Annotated in this window: 17 protein-coding genes; 8 read left to right on the plus strand and 9 right to left on the minus strand. The window is 71.0% G+C overall.

Annotated features, from left to right (window positions below):
* The 4 genes from ABZZ74_RS32135 to ABZZ74_RS32150 all read right to left on the minus strand — a co-directional run.
* The coding region (locus tag ABZZ74_RS32135) for an ABC transporter ATP-binding protein (RefSeq protein ID WP_356770925.1) at positions 1–698 on the minus strand (698 nt) is incomplete at its 3' end.
* Positions 698–1,585: an ABC transporter permease gene (locus ABZZ74_RS32140; protein ID WP_356770927.1), complete on the minus strand. Its 888-nt coding sequence runs from the start codon at positions 1,583–1,585 to the stop codon at positions 698–700. The genes ABZZ74_RS32140 and ABZZ74_RS32135, both read right to left, overlap by 1 nt.
* The gene (locus ABZZ74_RS32145; protein WP_356770929.1) at positions 1,585–2,538 is read right to left on the minus strand and encodes an ABC transporter permease; all 954 of its coding nucleotides are present in this window, start codon (positions 2,536–2,538) and stop codon (positions 1,585–1,587) included. The genes ABZZ74_RS32140 and ABZZ74_RS32145 overlap by 1 nt, the downstream gene beginning before the upstream one ends.
* A gap of 2 nt (positions 2,539–2,540) precedes the next feature.
* Complete coding sequence (locus ABZZ74_RS32150; protein ID WP_356770931.1) at positions 2,541–4,115, minus strand: ABC transporter substrate-binding protein; 1,575 nt, start codon at positions 4,113–4,115, stop codon at positions 2,541–2,543.
* 187 nt (positions 4,116–4,302) lie between these two features.
* Here ABZZ74_RS32150 and ABZZ74_RS32155 point away from each other — a divergent pair, with 187 nt between their 5' ends.
* The 4 genes from ABZZ74_RS32155 to ABZZ74_RS32170 all read left to right on the plus strand — a co-directional run bounded on the left by ABZZ74_RS32155 (position 4,303) and on the right by ABZZ74_RS32170 (position 9,666).
* Positions 4,303–5,085, plus strand: coding sequence for an IclR family transcriptional regulator (locus ABZZ74_RS32155; RefSeq protein ID WP_356770933.1), 783 nt, complete (start codon positions 4,303–4,305; stop codon positions 5,083–5,085).
* 165 nt (positions 5,086–5,250) lie between these two features.
* Positions 5,251–7,311, plus strand: a complete 2,061-nt coding sequence (locus ABZZ74_RS32160) for an NADH:flavin oxidoreductase (RefSeq protein WP_356770935.1) — start codon at positions 5,251–5,253, stop codon at positions 7,309–7,311.
* Between the two features lie 19 nt (positions 7,312–7,330).
* The gene (locus tag ABZZ74_RS32165; RefSeq protein WP_356770937.1) at positions 7,331–8,584 is read left to right on the plus strand and encodes an aromatic ring-hydroxylating dioxygenase subunit alpha; all 1,254 of its coding nucleotides are present in this window, start codon (positions 7,331–7,333) and stop codon (positions 8,582–8,584) included.
* Positions 8,581–9,666: a hybrid-cluster NAD(P)-dependent oxidoreductase gene (locus ABZZ74_RS32170; RefSeq protein WP_356770939.1), complete on the plus strand. Its 1,086-nt coding sequence runs from the start codon at positions 8,581–8,583 to the stop codon at positions 9,664–9,666. The genes ABZZ74_RS32165 and ABZZ74_RS32170 overlap by 4 nt, the downstream gene beginning before the upstream one ends.
* Before the next feature lie 78 nt (positions 9,667–9,744).
* On the opposite strand, the gene ABZZ74_RS32175 is transcribed toward ABZZ74_RS32170, so the two are convergent.
* Positions 9,745–10,167, minus strand: a complete 423-nt coding sequence (locus tag ABZZ74_RS32175) for a YjbQ family protein (protein ID WP_356770941.1) — start codon at positions 10,165–10,167, stop codon at positions 9,745–9,747.
* A 101-nt stretch (positions 10,168–10,268) separates the two neighbouring features.
* Here ABZZ74_RS32175 and ABZZ74_RS32180 point away from each other — a divergent pair, with 101 nt between their 5' ends.
* A complete protein-coding gene (locus ABZZ74_RS32180; protein ID WP_356770943.1) occupies positions 10,269–11,354 on the plus strand; it encodes an NAD(P)-binding domain-containing protein in 1,086 nt (361 codons plus the stop codon).
* A gap of 12 nt (positions 11,355–11,366) precedes the next feature.
* Here ABZZ74_RS32180 and mltG read toward each other — a convergent pair whose 3' ends face one another.
* Together mltG and ABZZ74_RS32190 are read right to left on the minus strand one after the other, a co-directional pair.
* Positions 11,367–12,224, minus strand: coding sequence for an endolytic transglycosylase MltG (gene mltG, locus ABZZ74_RS32185; protein WP_356770945.1), 858 nt, complete (start codon positions 12,222–12,224; stop codon positions 11,367–11,369).
* 43 nt (positions 12,225–12,267) lie between these two features.
* Positions 12,268–14,070 carry an ABC transporter ATP-binding protein gene (locus tag ABZZ74_RS32190; RefSeq protein ID WP_356770947.1) on the minus strand — a complete coding sequence of 601 codons (1,803 nt, stop codon included), beginning with the start codon at positions 14,068–14,070 and terminating at the stop codon, positions 12,268–12,270.
* A gap of 94 nt (positions 14,071–14,164) precedes the next feature.
* On the opposite strand from ABZZ74_RS32190, the gene ABZZ74_RS32195 reads away from it, so the two are divergent.
* Positions 14,165–14,623: a MarR family transcriptional regulator gene (locus ABZZ74_RS32195; protein WP_356770949.1), complete on the plus strand. Its 459-nt coding sequence runs from the start codon at positions 14,165–14,167 to the stop codon at positions 14,621–14,623.
* Positions 14,624–14,784: 161 nt separating this feature from the next.
* Here ABZZ74_RS32195 and ABZZ74_RS32200 read toward each other — a convergent pair whose 3' ends face one another.
* Entirely contained in the window at positions 14,785–16,113 is a 1,329-nt protein-coding gene (locus tag ABZZ74_RS32200) for a cation:dicarboxylase symporter family transporter (protein WP_356770951.1), read from the minus strand.
* Positions 16,114–16,282: 169 nt separating this feature from the next.
* On the minus strand, positions 16,283–17,881 hold the full coding sequence (locus tag ABZZ74_RS32205) for a peptide-N4-asparagine amidase (protein ID WP_356770953.1): 1,599 nt from the start codon (positions 17,879–17,881) through the stop codon (positions 16,283–16,285).
* Positions 17,882–18,066: 185 nt separating this feature from the next.
* Between ABZZ74_RS32205 and ABZZ74_RS32210 the strand changes: the two genes are divergently transcribed.
* Together ABZZ74_RS32210 and ABZZ74_RS32215 are read left to right on the plus strand one after the other, a co-directional pair.
* Positions 18,067–19,854, plus strand: coding sequence for an ABC transporter ATP-binding protein (locus ABZZ74_RS32210; protein ID WP_356770955.1), 1,788 nt, complete (start codon positions 18,067–18,069; stop codon positions 19,852–19,854).
* On the plus strand, positions 19,851–21,632 hold the full coding sequence (locus ABZZ74_RS32215; protein ID WP_356770957.1) for an ABC transporter ATP-binding protein: 1,782 nt from the start codon (positions 19,851–19,853) through the stop codon (positions 21,630–21,632). The genes ABZZ74_RS32210 and ABZZ74_RS32215 overlap by 4 nt, the downstream gene beginning before the upstream one ends.
* Positions 21,633–21,992 lie beyond the last annotated feature (360 nt).

Raw genomic sequence — 21,992 nt, forward strand, 5'->3', positions numbered from 1 at the left:
CATGAACGCCGTCCTATCAGGCAGAGGCAGGGAAATCTGCCAGACGCCGACCCTTCAGCCCCACACACCGGAACTAAGCAGCGACACGCTACTAGCACAGCGGCTAGACCAAGTTCGTCGCGCAGGGCGGTGACGAGGTCGAGGATGCCGCGCTGGGTGACGACGTCCAGACCGGTCGTGGGCTCGTCGAGGACGAGGACCTTGGGGCGGGCCGCGAGGGCCATGGCGATGGCGACGCGCTGCTGCTGCCCGCCGGAGAGTTCGTGCGGGTAGCGGCGGGCAAGGTCGGCGGGGCGGGGCAGCCGTACCTGCTCCAGCAGATCGAGGACGGACACGGCACCGCCCGCCTCCGCGATCTGCCGTCCGACGCGCATGGACGGGGTGAGCGCGTGCCCGGCGTTCTGCGCGACCATCGCCACGGTTCCGCCACGCAGGCGCCTCAACTCCCTTGGAGGCAGGGCGAATACGTCGAGACCGTCGACCCGCACGGTCCCGCCGTCCAGGCGCGAGCCGTGCCGCAGGTGGCCGAGCAGGGTGGCCGCGACGGTCGACTTGCCGCTGCCGGACTCGCCGACGAGGGCGAGCGTGCGACCCTCGGCGACCTCGAAGGACACGTCCTGCACGACGGGCACGTCACGCCCGCCCGAACGGTAGGACACGCAAAGGGAGTTGACGGAAACCACAGCGGCAGAGGTCATCAGGAACCCTCCCTGATCCGGTCGACGCCCCAGGCCTTGGACAGGCCGTCGGCCGCGAGGTTGAGCCCGACCACGAGCGTGGCCAGGGCGATGATCGGTGCGAGGCTCGCCATCGGGACGACGGTGATGGCGGTGCGGTTCTCCGCGACCATGAGCCCCCAGTCGGGGGTCGGCGGGTCGGCGCCGAAGCCGAGGAAGGACAGCGAGGAGATCAGCAGCACGACCCAGGAGGCCCGCATGGCGAACTCCACGCACACCACGTCGACGATGTTGGGCAGGACCTCCCGCCACAGGATCGACCAGGTGCGCTCGCCGCGGGCGCGGGCCGCGGTCACGTAGTCGTTGGGTACGACGGCGAGCGCCGCGCCGCGCACCACCCGTACGACCTGGGGCACGAACACCACGGCGACGGCGATCACGATGACCGCGGGACCGGTGCCGAGCGCGGTCACGACGACGAGCAGCGCGAGGACGGCCGGCACCGAGAGCACCGCGTCGAGGACGCGGCCCATTACGTCGTCGAACCAGCCGCCGCGCAGCGCCGCCGCACAGCCGATCACGGTGCCCAGGGCGAGGGCGATGAGGGTGGCGACGACGGACACGCCGAGCGCGTACCGGCCGCCGTACAGCACCCGGGTGAGGACGTCCCGGCCGTACTGGTCGGTGCCGGCCCAGTGCGACCAGCTCGGTCCGAGGAGCGCGTGGGAGGGGTCGTTGGCGATGGGGTCGTACGAGGTGAGCAGCGGAGCGATCAGGGCGATCAGGGTATGGACGCCGACGACGGCGAGACCGGCGAGGGCCGTGCGGGAGGAGCGCAGGGTGCGCCATGTGCGGGATGCGTGTCCCGGCGCCGCCAGGGTCACCGGTGCAGTGTCGAGGGTGGTCATCAAGTCCTCCCGCGCGTACGGAGCTTGGGGTTGAGGGCCATGGCGCCGAGGTCGGCGGCGAGGTTGCAGACGACGTAGACGACGGCACTGATCAGCGCGACGGCCTGGACGACGGGCAGGTCGCGGTTCTGCACGGAGGTGAGCATCAGCTTGCCGATGCCCGGGTAGTTGAAGACGTTCTCGACGACGGCGACACCGCCCACCAGCCAGGCCACGTTCAGGGCGATCACGTGCAGGGTGGGCAGCAGGGCGCTCGGGAGAGCGTGCCGGGTGACGACCCGCCAGGTGGACAGTCCCTTGAGCCGGGCCGTGGTGACGTACTCGCTGGCCATCACGTCGATCACCGAAGTGCGGGCCATGCGGACGATGTAGGCCGCCATGACGATGGCGAGGGCGAGCGCGGGAAGCCAGACGGCGGGCAGGAGTTGGCCGACGCTCGCGTCGGGGCCGTACAGGACGACGGCGGGGAACCACGGCAGCGCGACCGAGAAGCACAGCACCAGCACGGTGGCGACCACGAACTCGGGGACGCTCATCCCGACCAGGCCGGCGGTCGAGATGAGGTGGTCGGCCCAGCGGTCGCGGTACAGGCCGGCCAGGACGCCGAGGACGAGGGAGCCGGTCACCGCGAACAGGATGGTGACGACGGCGATGAGCGCGGAGTTGCCGAGGTACTGGGCGACTTCGCTGCCCACGGGCTTCCCGGAGACCAGCGAGGTGCCGAAGTCGCCGTGCACGGCCCCCTTGATCCAGTCGAAGTAGCGTTCCCAGGCGGGCTGGTCGAGCCCCAACTGCTTACGGAGGGCGGCCACCGCGTCCGGCGTGGCGTCCTTGCCGAGGATCTGAGTGGCGACGTCGCCGGGCAGGGCCTGCAGGGCGAGGAAGACGAGTACGGAGGAGAGCAGCAGCGTGCCGAGGGCGGCTGCCAGTCGGCGGGCGACGAACACGAGCATGCTCAGGCCCCCTTCAGGCCGATGCCCAGGTAGTCGAACTCGAAGCCGTGCTCGGCGTATCCGCGCACCTTGCGTGAGATCCCGACGAGCCGGTCGGCGAACATGGGGGTCATGGCCCCGCCCTTCTCGATCACCAACGTCTGTGCCTCGCCGTAGAGTTCGCGGCGCTTCGTGTCGTCGGTCTCGGCGCGGGCGCGGTCGAGGACCGCGTCGAATTCCTTGTCGGACCAGGCGGTCTCGTTGTAGGAGGAGCCGCTGCGGAAGATCTGGGTGAAGAGCTGGTCGACGGGCCTGCCCGTGTACCAGTAGGTCGCCATCAGCGGCTTCTTCATCCAGATCTGTGTGTAGTACGAGTCCGCGGCGGCCGTCTTGACGCGGATGCGGATGCCGGCCCGCTTGGCGGACTCCTGGTAGGCGAGGGCCATGGGGGTGAGCAACGGGTCGTAGGCGGAGGTGTAGAGGTCGACGGCCAGCCCCTCCTGACCCGCCTGCTTCAGCAGGTGCTTCGCCTTCTCCGGGTCGTGCGTCGGGTGCGCGGAGATGTGCAGTGGGTCGTCCGGGGGGACCGGGTTGTCCCAGCCCGCGCTGCCGGCGCCCTGAAGGGCTACCTTCACCACGTGCTCGGGGTCGTAGGCGAGCTTCATCGCCTGCCGTACGCGTACGTCGGTGAAGGGCTTGTCGGTGGTGAGCATCGGCAGCACGTACCACTGGGCGTTCTTCACCCGGGCGACGGTCGCGCGGTCGGAGGCGGCGACCACGCGGGCCGTCGCGAAGTCGAGGTTGGTCTGCGACAGCAGGTCGACCTGGCCCGCGAGCAGGGCGTTGGCTCGGGCGGACATGTCGGCCACGGAGTAGAAGGAGATCGCGTCGAGGACGGGCCGTCCGGCCCAGTGGCCGGAGTGGGCGATGACGCGGCCGGGGCCCGCGGGCGCGAACGACTCCAGTTTGAAGGGGCCGGTGCCGATGCCGGTGCGGCCGATGGACTTCGCGCTGCCGTCGGGGACGACGTAGCAGTTGTAGTGCGTGAGGAGGCTGGGGAACTCGGCGTTCGGGGACTTCAGCGGGACGACAAGGGTGTGGGCGTCGGGGGTGCGCAGCGTCTTGGGGTCGATGAGCGGAGCGAGCACGGCGGCCTGCGGGGAGGCGGTCGCCTTGTCGATGATGTGGCGCAGGGTGTAAGCGGCGTCGGCCGAAGTGAACGCACGGCCGTCGTGGAAGGTGACGCCCTTGCGGAGCCGGAAGGTCCAGGTGCGGGCCTTGGCGTCGCTCTCCCAGGACTCGGCCAGGTCGGGGGCCAGTTGGCCGTCCGCACCGACGCGGACGAGGCGGTTGTAGAGGGCGCCGAGGTATTCGTACGCCGACAGGGAGCTCGCCGGGTCGAGGGTCTCGGCGTCGGACGCGGGCGGCCGGGCGATCCGGAGGGTGCCGCCGCGGTCCGGGGTGCCCTTCGGCGCCGCGGCGGGCAGCACCGTGCCGGGGGCCGCGCCGGAGCACCCGGACAGCAGCCAGGACGCACCGAGACAGGCGGCGCCGGCGGCCAGGAACGACCGCCGTCCCGCGTGGTGGGTGTCGGGCATGGGCCGACCGTCCTTCTCGCTATTCGTTCACTGGAACGATTGAGTGGAGTGCGTGAACGATAGCCAGCCGACGCTTTCGCGCCAACCCTCGGGCGCGGAGAATTAACCGCGGAAACGGACCCGTAACCACGGCAGGGGCGACGACGGCGGTCGGGACGGGGCATGCGCGCTGACTATCCTTTGCGCCATGACCAGCACCGGAAGGCCTCGCGACACCTCAGTGCAGTCCGTGGACCGTGCGGTGTCGATCCTGCAGTCGCTGTCCCGGGGCGGCCCGTCCGGCGTCACCGAGATCGCCGAGGCGCTGGGCCTGCACAAGGCGACGGTCTTCCGGCTGCTCGCCACGCTGGAGTCGCGCGGACTGGTCGAGCAGGACGCCGAGCGGGGGCGCTACCGCCTTGGTTTCGGCATGGTCGAACTGGCCGCAGGCGCCGGACGGCAGAGCGACCTCTCCCTGCTCAGCCGCCCCGTATGCCGCGAGCTGGCGGCCAAGGTGGGCGAGACGGTGAACCTCGCGATCCACGACGGGCTCGAAGTGATCACCATCGACCAGGAGATGGGCGGCGCGACCATCTCCAGCGTGGACTGGGTCGGCAAGCGCAGCCCGATGCACGCCACCGCGGCCGGAAAGGTCTTCCTCGCACACATGCCCGAGCAGCAGGCCGACGAGGTGCTGGAGCGCGGGCTCGCCCAGTACACCCCGCACACGATCACCGACCCGGCGCACCTGAAGGCCCAGCTGCGCACGGTGCGCGACAGCGGATACGCCACCACCTCACAGGAGCACGAGATCGGGCTGGCCGCCATCGCGGCACCGATCCGCTCCCTGGACGGCCGGGTCGTCGCCGCCGTCACCGTCTCCGGCCCCACGTTCCGCCTCGGCGACGACACCGTGCCCGCCCTCGCGGAGCAGGTCAGACAGGCGGGCGAGCGGATCTCCCTGCGCCAGGGCCACCGCCCGCAGCCCTGACCCCGGCGGACCGCATCCCGGCCGCCCCTTGACTGCCACGGGCAGGCGCCTCCACCATTTGTCTCGCATCGCGATTAAGTTTCGCAATGCGAGACATCCGCGCTCGCTGTACGGCCATCGACGCCCCGACGCAGCGACCGGCCTCCCACTTCCCGAGGAGTGGTTGTGCCTTCCCAGAGTTCCCAGAGCCTCGACCCTCTGCTCCAGCCCTTCCGGCTCAAACACCTCACCCTGCGCAACAGGGTGGTCAGCACCTCCCACGAACCGGCCTTCGGCGAGGACGGCCTGCCCAAGGACCGCTACCGCGCCTACCACGTCGAGAAGGCGCGCGGCGGTGTCGGCCTGACCATGATCGGCGGTTCCGCCGTGGTCTCGCCGGACAGCCCGCCCGCCTTCGGCAACCTGCTGCTGTACCGGGACGACATCGTGCCGTGGCTGCGCCGCCTCGCCGACGAGGTGCACGAGGCCGGGGCGGCGGTGATGTGTCAGGTCACCCATCTCGGCCGCCGTACCAGCAACTACGCCGGAGACTGGCTGCCGGTGCTGTCCGCCTCGCCCCTGCGCGAACCCGCGCACCGGGCCTTCCCCAAAGCCGCCGAGCCGTGGGACCTCGACCGCGTGACGGCCGACTACGTGTCCGCCGCGCTGCGCTGCCGGGAGGCCGGCCTCGACGGCATCGAACTCGAGGCCTACGGGCATTTCCTGGACAGCTTCCTCTCCCCCACGACCAACCGCCGTGACGACGACCTCGGCGGCAACCTGGAGCACCGTATGGCGTTCCCGCGCCGGGTGATCCGGGCGGTGCGGGAGGCCGTCGGCCCGGACTTCGTGGTCGGGATCCGGCTGATGCTCGACGAGGCCCGCCCCGGTGGGCTGACCTTCGACGACGCCCTGGTGGCGGCGGAGCGTTTCACCGACGACGGCATCGACTTCGTCAGCACCATCCGCGGCTCCATCGAGAGCGACGCCTCCCTGGTGCGCGCGATCCCGCCGATCGGCACTCCGCTGGGCCCCTTCCTGGAGTTCACCGGCGAGGTCCGGCGCCGGCTGCGGGTGCCGGTGATGCACGCGGCCCGGATCGCCGATGTGGCCACCGCGCGGCACGCCCTGCGCGAGGGACTGCTCGACCTGGTCGGTATGACCCGCGCCCAGATCGCCGACCCCCATCTGGTCGCCAAGGTCGCCGCCGGCCGCGAGGACCGCATCCGGCCCTGCGTCGGGGCGAGTTACTGCCTGGACGCGATCTACGACTCGGGCGACACCAAGTGCGTCCACAACCCGGCGACCGGCCGGGAGTTGACGCTTCCCCACACGGTCCCGGTGACAACCGGCCGCCGCAGGAGGGCAGTTGTCGTCGGCGCCGGTCCGGCCGGTCTGGAAGCCGCCCGGGTTCTGGGCGAACGCGGCCATGACGTGGTGCTGTTCGAGGCCGCTGACCTCCCCGGTGGCCAGATCCGGCTCGCCGCCTCCAACCCGCGCCGCCGCGATCTGCTCGGCATCGTCGACTGGCGGGTGGCCGAGTGCAAGCACCACGGCGTCGACCTCCGCTTCGGCCGCTACGCCGAGGCAGACGACGTACTCGCCGAACACCCCGACCTGGTGATCGTCGCCACCGGCGGCACGCCCAACCGCACCTTCCTGGACGCGGGCGAGGACCTCGTCGCCGACACCTGGGACGTGCTGACCGGCTCACTGCGCCCACGGGGCGAGGTCCTGGTCTACGACGACCATGGCGGCTACCCCGCGTTGGACGCCGTGGAAGTGCTCGCCCCGTCCGGCGCCCGTCTGCACTACGTGACCCCGGAACGCACCCTTGCCCCCGACGTCGGCAGCATGAACTCCCCCGCCTACCTCAGGGTCTTCGCGGAACACGACGTGACCACCACCCTCGCCCGGCGGCTGCGGGCCGTGCGCCGCGCCCCCGACGGCCGCCGCCTGATCGCGACCCTCCACAGTGACTACACCGACGCCGACACCGAACTTTCCGTCGACCAGGTGATCGTGGAGCACGGAACCCTGCCCACCGACGAGCTGTACCGCGAACTGCTGCCCGGCTCCAGCAACTTCGGCGAGGTGGACTACCACGCTCTGCTCGCCCACCAGGAGCAGACAGTGATCCGCAACGACACCGGCCGCTACCAGCTGTTCCGCCTCGGCGACGCGGTCGCCGGCCGCAACATCCATGCCGCCGTGTACGACGCCCTGCGGCTGTGCCTGCCGGCCTGAACCCTTGTTGGAGACACCCATGAGCACACTCGCCCCCGCCCCGGACGTGTCGGATCTCGTGGCCCGCCGCGCCGCCGGCCAAAGTCTCGAAGCCCCCTTCTACACCGGCCGGGAAGCCTTCGACCTCGACATCGAAGCGGTCTTCGCCCGGAGTTGGCTGTACGTCGCCACCGAGGCCGAACTCCCCGAACCCGGCGACTACGTGACCGTCACCCTCGGTCCGTACTCGGTGATCCTGCTTCGCGACGACGACGAAGAGGTACGCGCCTTCCACAACGTCTGCCGCCACCGCGGCGCCCGGATACTCAATGACGAGCGCGGCTCGGTGGGCAACGTCGTCTGCGGCTACCACCGTTGGACCTACGGTGTGGACGGCCGCCTGCTGCACGCGGAGTCGCAGCCGGCCGACTTCGACCCGTCCTGCTTCGGACTGCGGACCGTCCACGCCCGCACGGTCGCCGGCCTGGTGTTCATGTGCCTCGCCGAGCAACCACCCGCCGACTTCGACGAGGTGGCGGCCCGCATCGAGCCGTACATCGCGCCGCACGACCTGCGCCGGGCGAAGGTGGCCACGCAGATCGACCTGGTGGAGAACGGCAACTGGAAGCTCACCATGGAGAACAACCGGGAGTGCTACCACTGCGGCGGCCACCCGGAGCTCCAGTGCTCCCTCTTCCCCGTCTACGGCTACGCCGAACAGGACGTGCCACCGGTGCTGCGTCCTGCGTACGACCGCTATCTGCAGGCCGACGCCGAGTCCCGCAAGACGTACGAGTCGCTGGGCCTGCCGTACGAGGCGATCGAGGAACTGGACACCCGCACCACCGGCTTCCGCATCCAGCGCGAACCGCTGGACGGCGCGGGCGAGTCCTTCACCGAGGACGGCACGGCCGCCTGCAAGCGGCTCCTGAACGACTTCCCCACGCCCCGCCTGGGCCGCCTCTCCCTCCACATGCAGCCCAACGCCTGGTTCCACTTCCTCTCCGACCACGCGATCACCTTCTCCGTGATCCCGCTCGCGCCGGACCGCACCCTGGTCCGCACCACCTGGCTGGTGCACCCGGACGCGGTCGAGGGGGTCGACTACGACCTCGACAGCCTGACCCGGGTGTGGACGGCCACCAACGACCAGGACGCGCTCCTGGTCGCGCGCGCCCAGCAGGGCATCGCCAGTCCCGCCTATCTGCCCGGCCCCTACGGCCCGACCGAGTACCAGGTCGAGGCATTCGTCAACTGGTACGTGACCCGGCTGAAGGCGCACCTGGCACCATGACCGACACGCTCCCGGCCTGGGCCGGAACCCGACCCTGGGACGACGAGGACACCGACGGACTCCTCGTCTGCAAGCAGATCCACTCCCTGACCCCGGACGTCAAGACCTTCGTCTTCCAAGCTCCCGAGCCCCGCCTCTTCCAGCACGACCCCGGCCAGTTCCTCACCCTCGGCGTCGACATCGACGGCCGGCCCGTCGAGCGGTGCTACACGATCTCCTCGCCACCGACCCGTCCCCACTCGGTCGCGATCACCGTGAAGAGGGTCCCGGGCGGGCTGGTCTCCAACTGGCTGCACGACCGTCTGCGCCCCGGCCACACGGTGCGGGCGCGGGGCCCCCTCGGGGACTTCTCCTTCATCCGGCACCCCGCGCCGAAGTACCTCTTCCTGTCCGGCGGCAGCGGCGCGACCCCGGCGATGGCCATGACGAGGACGCTCTACGACCTCGCGCAACCGGCCGACGTGGTGTTCGTCCACAGTGCCCGGACCCCCGCCGACATCCTCTTCCGCCGCGAACTCGACCTCATCGCCGCCACCGCGCCAGGCATCCGGGTGGTGCACGTCTGCGAGGCGGACGGTCCGACCGAGCCCTGGGGCGGCCACCGCGGCCGACTGACCTTCGAGATGCTGCGGCAGATCGCTCCCGACTTCCGTCAGAGGGAGATCTTCACCTGCGGCCCCGCCGGCTACATGGCCGCGGTACGCGCCCTGCTCTCGACGGCCGGGGTGGCGAAGGACCGCTACCACGAGGAGAGCTTCGCCTTCGAAGCGCCACCGTCTCCCGCTTCCATGACCGGCACCGAGGAAGCCACCGAAGGGCGCGTCTTCACCGTCGAGTTCACCCGCAGCCGACGCACACTCACCTGCGATGCGGACACCTCCCTCCTGCAAGCCGCCTCCCGGGCCGGCCTGAGCCTGCCCGCCTCCTGCGCCCAGGGAATGTGCGGCACCTGCAAGACCACACTGCTGGCCGGGTCCGTCGACATGCGGCACAACGGAGGCATCCGGCCGCGCGAGATCGCCCAGAACAAGATCCTGCTCTGCTGCGCCACACCTCAGGAGAACCTCGTCGTCGACGCCTGAGGGGAGATGCCGGATCGGTGCATCTCGATGCCGTAGCCGCCGACGAGTGAGCACTTTCGACGCCGGAAGCGACAACCGCTACCCGAGGAACGACAGGCGCACCTGACGGTTGACATTGTCTTTATTGGTGTCCACCAGGCACACCGACTGCCATGTCCCCAGCTCCAGCCCCCCGCCGACCACGGGCAGCGTCGCATGCGGCGGCACGAAAGCCGGCAGCACGTGGTCCCGGCCGTGCCCGGGGCTGCCGTGGCGGTGCTGCCAGCGGTCGTCGGCCGGGAGGAGGGTGTGGAGGGCGGCGAGGAGGTCGTCGTCGCTGCCCGCGCCCGTTTCGATGACGGCGATTCCGGCGGTCGCGTGCGGGACGAAGATGTTGAGCAGGCCGTCACGGCCGGCGGCCGCCTCCCGCAGGAAGGCCTCGCAGTCGCGGGTCAGGTCGACCACCCTCTCCGTGGAGCCGGTGGCGATGTTCAGGACTCGGGTGGTGAAGGCATCTGACATGACCCCATCCTGACCCCTGCGCCGGGTTTCACACGTGCGTCACGACCCGTCCGCCGCACGCGGACGGGAAGATCCACGGCCTGCCCGCCGTTAGTAGAAACGTGAACAACACGCGCGAGGTCGAGGTAGTCGTCATAGGCGCCGGTCAGGCGGGTCTGTCCAGCGCCTATCATCTGCGCCGCACCGGTTTCGAGCCGGAGCGCGACTTCGTGGTCCTCGACCACTCCCCCGGCCCGGGCGGCGCCTGGCAGTTCCGCTGGCCCTCGCTGACGTACGGCAAGGTCCACGGCATGCACTCCCTGCCCGGCATGGAGCTGACCGACGCCGACCCCGAGCGGCCCTCGTCCGAGGTGATCGCCGAGTACTTCGCCACCTACGAGCACACCTTCGACCTGCGCGTACGGCGGCCCGTCGACGTCCGTGCCGTGCGGGAGGGGGACGGCGGGCGGCTGCTCGTCGAGACCTCGGACGGCACCTGGTCGACCCGGGCGCTGATCAACGCCACCGGCACCTGGGACCGGCCGTTCTGGCCGCGCTATCCCGGTCAGGAGACCTTCCGGGGGCGGCAGGTGCACACCGCGCAGTACCCCGGGCCCGAGGCGTTCGCGGGGCAGCGGGTGGTCGTGGTGGGCGGGGGCGCCTCCGGTACGCAGCATCTGCTGGAGATCGCCCGGTACGCGGCCGCCACCACCTGGGTCACCCGGCGCCCGCCCGTCTACCACGAGGGCCCCTTCACCGAGGAGTACGGCCGGGCGGCCGTCGCGCTGGTGGAGGAGCGGGTGCGGCAGGGGCTGCCGCCGCAGAGCGTCGTGACCGTGACCGGACTGCCGCTCAACGACGCGATCCGGCGGGGCATCGAGGACGGGATCCTCGACCGGCGGCCCATGTTCGACCGGATCACCGCCGACGGCGTGGAGTGGGACGACGGGCGGCGCGTCGACGCCGACGTCATCCTGTGGGCCACCGGCTTCCGGGCGGCCATCGACCATCTCGCGCCGCTGCGGCTGCGCGAGCCGGGCGGCGGGATCCGTGTCGACGGCACCCGCGCGGTCGCCGATCCGCGCATCCATCTGGTCGGCTACGGCCCGTCGGCCAGCACCATCGGCGCCAACCGGGCCGGCCGGGCGGCCGTACGGGACATCAGGCGCCTGCTGGCCAAGCGGCCGGCCGAGCCGGTCGCCGCGTGAGGCACCGTCGGGTCACTTGGCCGGGCTCGCGCTCTTCTGGTTTGCGTTGAACTCCGCGACGTCGCGCTGGTGTTGGGCGAAGTCGGCGGTGAACCGGGTGTCGCCCGGTTTCACGGTGACGAAGTACAGCCAGTCCCCCGGCGGCGGGTTGATCGCGGCGCGCATCGCGTCCTCGCCCGGGTTGTCGATCGGCGTGGGCGGCAGCCCCATGCGCTGGTACGAGTTGTAGGGGCTGTCGATGCGCGTGTCGCCGGCGCTGGTCCTGAGCGAGGCCCGGTTGAGGGCGTAGTTGACGGTGGAGTCCATCTGCAGCGGCATCCCGTGTTCCAGCCGGTTGAAGATGACGCGTGCCACCTTGCCCATGTCCGCCTTCGAGGCGGCCTCGGCCTGCACGATGCTCGCGATGGTGACCGCCTGGTACACGTTCATGGCGTTGCGCTGGGCGCCGGCCGCGACCGGGGCGCCGTTGAACTTCTTGTTCGCGGTGTCGACCATGTACGCCAGCAGGGACTCGGGGGTCGCCTTCCTGCCGTTGCTCTCCAGCGGATACGTCGCCGGGAAGAGATAGCCCTCCGGGTTGCCGTCGGCGTCGTTCGGCAGCTTCAGGCCGGCCTTGGCGATCGACCTCCGAGTACTGCCCGCGGGCAGCGCCAGGGCCTTGTCGACCGCCTCGTAGACCTGCCCCGCGCGCCAGCCCTCCGGGATGACCAGGGACGTCGGCCTGGCGTGCTGCTCCCTCTCCAGGGTCAGCAGCGGCACCGCCACGGCGGTGCCGGCCACGACGGCTCCGGTCGCGATGAGGGCGAACCGGCCCCTGCGCGTCAGTCGAATCGCGCTCCGAGTACTCCGTGGCGGAGTGTTCTGGTCCATGCGGGCACGGTAACCCGCATATCATCACAAACCCGGCATATTTTCAGCTTGTCGGTTCCAGTTGGGCATCCCGGCGTACGAGGGCCGCGTACCGCCCGTCGTGCTCCAGGAGTTCCTCGTGGGTGCCCCGCTCGGCCACCCGCCCGGAGTCGAGGACCACGATCTGGTCGGCACCCCGGACGGTGGACAGGCGGTGGGCGATGGTGAGCGTGGTGCGGTTGGCCGACAGGGCGTCGATGGCGTCCTGGACGGCCGCCTCCGTACGGGTGTCCAGGGCACTGGTCGCCTCGTCGAGGATGAGCACCGGCGGGTCGCGCAGGATGGTGCGGGCGATGGCCAGGCGCTGCTTCTCACCGCCGGAGAAGCGGTGGCCGCGCTCGCCGACGACCGTGTCGTAGCCGTCGGGCAGGGACGCGATGTGCTCGTGGATCTGGGCCGCCCTGGCCGCCGCCTCGAGTTCCGCGTCGGTGGCGTCCGGCTTGGCGAAGCGCAGGTTCTCGGCGACCGAGGCGTGGAAGAGGTACGTCTCCTGGGAGACGACGCCGACCGCGCGGGCGAGGGTGTCGAAGTCGAGGTCGCGGACGTCGACGCCGTCGAGGGTGACACGGCCGCCGGTGACGTCGTAGAGGCGCGGGACGAGATAGCCGAGCGTCGACTTTCCGGCGCCGGTCGGACCGACGACGGCGAGGCTGCTGCCGGCCGGGACGGTGACGTCGATGCCGTCGAGGATGGGCCCGCCCTTGTCGTCGTAGCGGAACTCGACGTCCTCGAAGCGGACCTCGCCCTTGATCTGGTCGAGGTGCACCGGGTTCTCGCGCTCGGTGATGTCGATGGGCAGGTCGAGGTACTCGAAGATGCGCTGGAAGAGCGCGAGCGAGGTCTGGATCTGGACACCGGTCGCCAGCAGGCTCACGGCCGGGCGGAACAGGCCCTGCTGGAGCGAGACGAAGGCGACGATCGTGCCGATGGAGACCTTGGGGCCGCCGAATTGCAGGGCCATGCCCGCAGTCCAGTAGATGATCGCCGGCATGGCGGCCATGACGATGGTAATGACGGCCATCCGCCAGCGTCCGGCCATGTTGGAGCGCACCTCGAGGTCGACCAGACCCTCGGACTCATCTGCGAAGGACTTGGTCAGCGAGTCGGAACGGCCCATGGTGCGGCCGAGCAGGATCCCGCTGACGGAGAGCGACTCAGTGACGGTCGCGGCCATGGCGGCCATCTGCTTCTGGCGCTGGGTGGTGATTTTCTTGCGTTCGTTGCCGACGCGGCGGCTGATCCACACGAACACCGGGAGCAGCAGGAGGGAGACGACGGTCAGCCGCCAGTCGAGGGCGATCATCGCGACGATGGTGGCGACCACGCTGGTCAGGTTGGAGACCAGGGAGGTGGCGGTGGAGGTGACGGTGGCCTGCATGCCACCGATGTCGTTGGCTATGCGGGACTGGACCTCACCGGTGCGGGTGCGCGTGAAGAACGCCAGCGACATGCGCTGCAGACGGCCGTAGACCGCGGTGCGCAGGTCGTGCATGACGCGCTGGCCGACGGTGGTGGAGATCAGGGTCTGCAGCACACCGAAGACGCTGGTCAGGACCGCGCTGACGATCATGCCGAGCGCGAGCAGGCTGAGCAGGCCGGTGCGGCCCTGGGGGATGGCGACGTCCAGGATCTCCTTGAGGAGGAAGGGCGTGGCCACGGACACCAGGGACGCGGCACCGACCAGCAGTCCGACGACCGCGAGGCGGCCGCGGTAGGGACGGAAGAGCTTCAGGATCCGGCGCACCTGCCGGGGCTGCTGCTTGGCGTCGGCCGGCGGTGTCCAGCTGGGTTGGCGATCGGGATGCAATGGACTCCTACGGGAGTGGGACGGCGAAGACTGGCGGAGCTTAGCTCATTGTTACCTAAGCTCACAATGAATGTCGTCCTGATATTGTTCCCGTATGACCACGCCCGATCCAGACGGCCTGCTCGCCGAGCAGTTGCTGCGGTTCACCCGCCGTGTGCACCGCATCCAGAAGCGGCACATCGAGCAGTGCGGCCTGGGGGTCACCCCGGCCCAGTCCCGGCTGTTGCGCACCCTGGCGCACTACGGCTCACCACCGCGCATGGCCGATCTCGCCGAGCGCCTGGAAGTGGTTCCGCGGGCCGTGACCTCCCTGGTCGACGGACTGGAGGCGAACGGCAAGGTGCGCCGGGTGCCGGATCCGACGAATCGCCGGGTGATCCGGATCGAGCTCACGGACGAGGGCCGCAAGGCGCTGAGCGAGGTACGGGGCGCTCGGCGCTCGGCCGCGGCGGAGATTCTGGCGCCGTTGAGTGATGAGCAGCGGGAGGTTCTGGGCGGGCTGTTGGACACGTTGGTGGATGGAGGGACGGAACCAGGGGCGCGCTGCGGTTAGGGGCGGTGCGGTTCGTGGGCGGCTGCGGGTGGTTGGTGGCTTGTCCGCGCAGTTCCCCGCGCCCCTTTGGGTCGGACCAGTGCTCCCACCTTCAGGGGCGCGGGGAACTGCGCGAACAACCCCCACGCACCCGCAGCCGCCCACGAAGCAGACCCCCCGGGCTACTGGGCGACAGACACCGGGATCTCCGCCTCCGCGGCCGTCTCCCCGCCCAGTACTCGCCTCGCCCGCTCCAGATCCAGCGCCCCCTCCCAGCGGGACACCGCGAACACCGCGACGCAGTTGCCGAGCAGGTTCGTCACGACCCGCATCGAGTCCATGATCCGGTCCACGCCCAGCAGCAGCGCCACCGCCCCCGCGGGGATCGCCCCCAACGAGGAAGCCGTCGCGGACAGCGCGAGGAATGCGGAGCCGGGGATGCCCGCCATGCCCTTGCTGGTCAGCATCAGCACCAGGACCACGGTGATCTGCTGCCCCACACCGAGGTCGACGCCCACCGCCTGCGCGATGAACAGCGTGCCGATGGAGAGGTAGAGCGAGGCGCCGTCGAGGTTGAAGGAGTACCCGGTGGGCAGCACCAGCCCCACCGCGTCGTCCCGCGCCCCGGCTCCGCGCAGCTTCTGCATCACGCGCGGCATCACGGACTCCGTGGACGCGGTACCGAGCGCGAGCAGCATCTCCTCGCGGATGTAGCGCAGGAACTTCCACAGGCTCAGCCCGGTGACGATCCGCAGGGCGACGGCCAGCAGCACGATGAACAGCGCGGCGGCGACGTAGCACAGGACGATCAGCTTGGCGTACGTCTCGATCACGCCGAGCCCGTACTGGCCGATCAGGACGGCCATCGCGCCGAACACCGCGATCGGGGCCAGCCGCATCACGAAGCCGACGACCGCGAAGATGATCTCCTGCGCCTGTTCGACGGCGGGCAGTACCTGCGGCACCTTCGTGTGCCCGAGGTGCAGCAGCGCGGCGCCCACCAGACAGGCCAGGACGAGGACTTGGAGCAGGGAGTTCTCGGCGAAGGCGCCGATGAAACTGGTTGGCAGCGCGTTCAGGACGAACTCCGTGGTCGAAGGCAGCGAACCGCCGTCCGTCTTCGCGTCGACCGCCTTCGCACTGAGCGTGGCCGGGTCCACGTGCATCCCGGCACCGGGCTGCACGACATTGGCCGCGAGCAGCCCGATGAGCAGGGCGAACGTGCTCGCCACCTCGAACCAGACCAGCGCCTTCAGACCGATCCGGCCGAACGCCTTGAGGTCACCGGCCTTGGCGATGCCGACGACGACCACACAGAACACGAGCGGGGAGATGATCGTCTTGATGAGCCGGGTGAAACCGTCGCCGAGGGGCTGCAGATCGGCGGCGAAGCCGGGCCACAGCCTCCCGACGACGATTCCGAGCACGAGCGCGCAGAGGACCTGCGCGAACAGAGAGGTACGCAGTATGTGTGCGACGCGTCGCGGGGCGGACGGGACGGACGACGGCACGGGCACTCCTTGTGGGGGGACGTCAACCTCGCAGCTGCCGGGGAGACTTCTGCGATACGGAAAGCGGTTTCCGTGACGATCACTTTCGGGGCGCCGTTGATCCCGTCGGAAACCTCCGTGTTGCGCACATGTAAATCCCGTCCCATGTGACCCATCGCACACACTCGGCTCAGCAGCGCGAGCGGTCCTCCGTGAGCACCCCCTGAACGGTCGTCAGGGAGCGGTCGTAGCACCCTCCGGACCCGTACAGCCGGTAGCGCTCGCTCGTCGTACCGACCGCGTGCCGCTGGTCGCGTGGAACCCCGGTCGTGTACGTGGCGTCACCGGTGACCGCGTCGTCCAGCCGCGACCAGCCGGTGCGCCGGCCGCCCCGCGTCTCGCTCACCGCGGCCCGGTCGCCGAGGGTCAGCACGGTGCGCAGCCGGGCGTCGTCGCCGATCGTGGTCGAGCCGTCCATCGTGTACGTCCGGTGCGTGGCCGTCGTCCGGGCCGGTCCGCGCCCGTCGACGGTGACGGACTCGTCGTCGGTCCAGGTGGCGTCGAGGCCGTCGACGTTCTCGCCGTCGGTCCAGCGGTGCACGGAGGTGTTGGCCAGTGTGCGGCGGACGGTGGTCGTCACCCGGCCGTGCGAGGTGTCGACATATCCGGAGACGGTCAACGCGTGGCCGGCCACGGTGTCCACCCGTTCCGGCGAACCGGCGGTGTAGGTGGAGGAGTTCGCGAGCGTCCCCGACCGGCTCTCGATCAGCTTGCCCGTCACCTGCGCCCTCTTGGCGTCCTGCCACACCAGTACGTTCACCGGTGCGCTCCAGCCGCTCTGCCCCTCGGGCACGCCGACGACCGAGACCTCGAGCTTGTGCGGACGGCCGTCGTCGAGAAGGCCGGCGAAGGGGGTGAGGTCGTACTCGATCGGCTTGACGTCGAAGGCGCGGGGGCCCGGAATCACGTACCAGAGGAAGGGGTTGGACCAGCCCCCGGTCCACACGTGCGGGAACGGCGCGGCGATTCCCGCCAGTTGGCCGTCGACCTTGATCTGGACCTCCCGGTAGGGGCCGCCGTCGGCCTGGCAGGAGTACGGCGCCTTGTCGGGCACCGCCAGGTACCAGAACTCCTCGCAGCCGCCGCCCGATCCGGTGGCGTAGACCTCGGCGAGGACGCGTTCGCTGTTGCGCGGGGTGGTGAGGGTGTTGCCGTCGCCGAGGGTGAGGACCTTGTCGGGGGTCGCGGCGGTGGTCGGCCTCCCGGCGTAGAAGGTGAGCGTGACCTTGACGTCGATCACGCCGGTGTAGGTGTCGTCGACGACGTTCCCGATGAGCATCTCGACGTCCTGGCTGCTGCGGAAGGTGTCGCTGTACCGCGTGACGTCCTTCTCCACGGACCAGGCGATGCCGTCGGGCGAGGGCTCGGGCGTGGAGGTACGGAGGATCTCGACACCGCCGACGTGCAGATAGCCGAGCCGGTCGTACTGCCGCCCCTTGACCTTGCCGTCGAGGCGCAGCACGACCTTGCTCCAGCGGTCGCCGCAGCCCGACGGCGGGGTGTAGGCGCCCCTGTAGGGGGTGAAGTCCCGGAACTGCGCCTCGGCGAGGGTGACCTGGCAGGACTTGCCGTGCGGCTCCGCCACGGGCGGGGCCGCGGTGACCGGGTCGTGCCAGTCGGTGCCGAACTCGGCGGGTACGTCGGCGGACTGGGCCGGCCCCGCCCCTAGGAGGACACTCGCCAGGAGGGTCACCCAGGCGAGCATGAACATGACGATCCGTCTCTTCATGGCCGGTGTTCTACGGCGAGTCACCCCCTCATGGCAATGAGGCCTCCGTCAGAAGGACCGGAGCTCCCCCGGGCAGAAAACCGTTTGCCAGCGACCACGCTGCGAGGCGAACCTGTCACGGTTTGCTGCCGCAGTGAGCGGTTCCCTCCACCCCCCTGACACGAGCCACCGGGACGTCAGTCGTCATGCAGATTCAAGACCTTCCCTATCCCGATCCCGGCGTTCCGGACGCGCGTTCGGGTCCCCGATTCCTGTGGTGGCTGGGCCGCAATCAGCTGGGCGGACAGGTCAAGTCGCTCGCCTGGGGGCTGTTGCACTTCGTGGCGGTCTCCGCGCTGCCGTTCTGTGTGGGCCTCAGTGTGCAGGCCGTGGTGGACCGTTCCGGCACCCGGCTGGCCCTGACGGGCGGGCTGCTGGCGCTGTGCGGCTTCTGCATCGCGCTGGGCGACACCTTCCTGCACCGCACGGCCGTCACCAACTGGATCACCGCCGCCGCCCGGGTGCAGCAGCTGCTCGCCCGCAAGGCGGCCGTACTGGGCTCCGCGCTGACCCGGCGCGTGGCGGCCGGTGAGGTCGTGGCCGTCTCCACCGGTGACGTGGAGAAGATCGGCTGGTTCGTGGAGGCCGTCTCCCGGTTCACCGCGGCGGCCCTCACCGTGGTCGTGGTCTGCGTCGCCCTCGTCCTCTACCAGCCGGCGCTCGGCGTGGTCGTCGCCGTGGGCGTGCCGGTGGTGGCGCTGGCCGTCCTCCCGCTGCTGCCCCGGGCCACCCGACGGGCGGACTTCCAGCGCGAGAAGGCGGGTCGCGCCACCGAGCTGGCCTCGGACACGGTCGCCGGCCTGCGCGTGCTGCGCGGCATCGGCGGCGAGGACCTGTTCCTCGACCGCTACCGCCGCGCCTCCCAGGAGGTCCGCCACGCCGCCGTGCGCAGCGCCCGCATGTGGTCCCTGATCGCGGCCGTCCAGGTCCTGCTGCCGGGCGTACTGATGATCGTCGTGGTCTGGTACGGCGTCCATCTGGCCCAGCAGGGGCGCATCACCATCGGCGAACTGGTCACCGTCTACAGCTCGGTGATGGTGCTGAGCTATCCGCTCCAGCACTTCCACGAGATCGCCATGGCCTACTCGTTCTCCCGCCCCTCGGCCAAGCGGGCCGCGCGGGTGCTCTCGCTGGAGCGGGCCACGGACGCCGAGGGCGTGCGCGCCGCCGACGTGCCGCGCGGCGATCTGTACGACCCCGCGACCGGGCTGCTGGCCCCCGCCGGCCGGCTCACCGCGGTGGTGTGCGGCGACCCGGACGCGGCGGGCCTGCTCGCCGAGCGGCTGGGCGGCCACCCGGCGGACCAGGACACGTCGGTCCTGCTGGGCGGGGTGCCCCTCGACGAGTTGCCGCTGGACACGGCCCGCACGGCCGTCCTCGTCCAGGACAAGGACCCGGTCCTGCTGTCCGGTTCGCTGTGCGAGCTGCTCGACGTGCCCGCCTCGGGGAACGTCAGCGCACAGGACGCGCTGGCGGCCGCGCAGTGCGAGGACGTGCTGGAGGCGCTGGCCCAGGCGTCGCTGGACGCCGAGGACCCCATGGACACGCGGATCACCGAGCGCGGACGCTCGCTGTCCGGCGGGCAGCGGCAGCGACTCGCGCTGGCCCGGTCGCTGATCACCGACCCGGAGGTGCTGGTGCTTGACGAGCCGACCTCGGCCGTCGACTCGCACACCGAGGCACGGATCGCGCAGGGCGTACGCGGGCTGCGGGAGGGGCGCACGACAGTGGTGTTCACCTCCTCGCCGCTGCTCCTGGACCACGCCGACCGGGTCGTGCTGGTGCACGAGGGCCGCGTTTTGGCCGTCGGCGTGCACCGCGAGCTCTTGCACGACGAGCCCCGCTACCGGGCCGTGGTGACCCGGGAGACCGAAGAAGAGGCCGTGCTGAGCGGCGTACTGAAGGAACTCGAAGAGATCGAGGAGACAGCATGATCGGCGTGGCGCCACCGGCCTACGACCCGGCGGCCCCGACGACGGCGAACACCCTGCCGGTCGGCGCCCCCGCGACCGTACGCGCGTATGTGGCCGAGCTGTTCCGCCGGCACCGGCGTGCCTTCCTGGTCCTGATCGGCGTCAACACGGCGTCCGTGATGGCCTCGTTGGTGGGCCCGTGGCTGCTCGGCGACCTCGTCCAGCGGGTGTCGGACGGCGCGCGAGAGCTTCATCTGCCGCTCGTCCTGTCGCTGTTCGCGCTGGCGCTGGCGGTCCAGGCGGTGTTCGTGCGCGAGGTGCGGCTGCGCGGGGCGATGCTCGGCGAACAGATGCTGGCCGACCTGCGCGAGGACTTCCTCGTCCGGTCGGTCGGACTGCCCCCGGGCGTCCTGGAACGGGCCGGCACCGGCGATCTGCTGTCCCGGATCACGACCGACATCGACCGGCTGGCCAACGCGATGCGCGAGGCCGTACCGCAGCTGGCGATCGGCGTGGTGTGGGTGGTGCTGCTGCTCGGCGGTCTCGTGGTCACGGTGCCGCCGCTGGCTCCGGCCGTGCTGGTGGCCGTGCCGCTGCTGGTGGTCGGCTGTCGCTGGTACTACAAGCGGGCACCGTCCGCCTACCGCTCCGAGGCGGCGGGATACGCCGCCGTGGCCGCCGCCCTCGCCGAGACCGTGGACGCCGGACGCACCGTCGAGGCCCACCGCCTGGGCGACCGCCGGATCGAGCTGTCCGAGCGCCGGGTCAGGGAGTGGACGGCCTGGGAGCGCTACACGCTGTGGCTGCGCTCGGTCCTCTTCCCGGTCATCAACCTCACCCATGCCACCGTGCTCGCCTCGGTGCTGATGATCGGCGGCGCGTTCGTGCTCCATGGCTGGATCGGGGTCGGCCAGCTGACGACGGGCGCCCTGATCGCCCAGATGCTCGTGGACCCGGTCAATCTCATCCTGCGCTGGTACGACGAGCTCCAGGTGGCCCAGGTGTCGCTGGCCCGGCTGGTGGGCGTGCGGGACATCGAACCGGGCGCCGGGGAGGAGTCCCTGGCACCCGACGGACGGGACGTGCGTGCCGAGCGGGTGCACTTTGGCTACCGCGAGGGCGTCGACGTGCTGCGCCAGGTCTCCCTGGAGGTCGCCCCGGGCACCCGGCTGGCGCTGGTCGGCCCCTCGGGCGCGGGCAAGTCCACCCTGGGCCGGCTGCTCGCCGGGATCTACGCGCCCCGGGACGGCCGCATCACCCTCGGCGGCGCGGAACTGTCCCGGATGCCCGCCGAACGCGTCCGCTCCCATGTGGCCCTGGTCAACCAGGAGCACCACGTCTTCGTGGGCTCCCTGCGCGACAACCTGCTGCTCGCGCGGACCGACGCGGTGGACGCCGAGCTGTGGGCGGCCCTCGGGGCGGTCGACGCCGACGGCTGGGCGCGGGCTCTGGACGACGGCCTGGACACCGAGGTCGGTTCGGGCGGGACCGCGCTCACCCCGGCCCAGGCCCAGCAGATCGCGCTGGCCCGGCTGGTGCTGGCCGACCCGCACACGCTGGTCCTGGACGAGGCGACCTCGCTGCTGGACCCGCGAGCGGCACGTCACCTCGAACGTTCCCTCGCCCGGGTCCTCGACGGCCGCACCGTCGTCGCCATCGCTCACCGCCTGCACACCGCCCACGACGCCGATGTCATCGCCGTCGTGGAGAACGGCCGCATCAGCGAACTGGGCAGCCACGACGAGCTGGTCGCGGCCGAGGGCGCGTACGCAGCACTGTGGCACTCCTGGCACGGCTGATCCGGGAGCCGCGGGGTCGGGCGGGCCACCGGGTGCGGCCGGGAGGCAGGACCGGGCGGGCCCGGAGCCGCGGAACCGGCGAGCCCGGAGCCACGGGACTGGGTGGGCCTGTGCGGCGCAGGGGTGAAGCCGGGAGGCGCGGGACTGGGTGGGCCTGTGCGGCGCAGGGGTGAAGCCGGGAGCCGCGGGACCGGGTGGCCGGGAGCCGCAGCACTGGGTGAGCCTGTGCGGCGCGGGGGCCGACCGGGACCGGCGCACAGGTGAGCTGGGAGGCGCGGGGACCGAGTGGGCCCATGGGGCGCACCGGTGAGCCCGCGCCCGTCGGCACGGACCCGACGGCCACCGGCGCGTCGGCCCACG

The sequence above is a fragment of the Streptomyces sp. NPDC006476 genome, from assembly GCF_040612015.1.
Classification (GTDB): Bacteria; Actinomycetota; Actinomycetes; order Streptomycetales; family Streptomycetaceae; genus Streptomyces; species Streptomyces griseorubiginosus_B.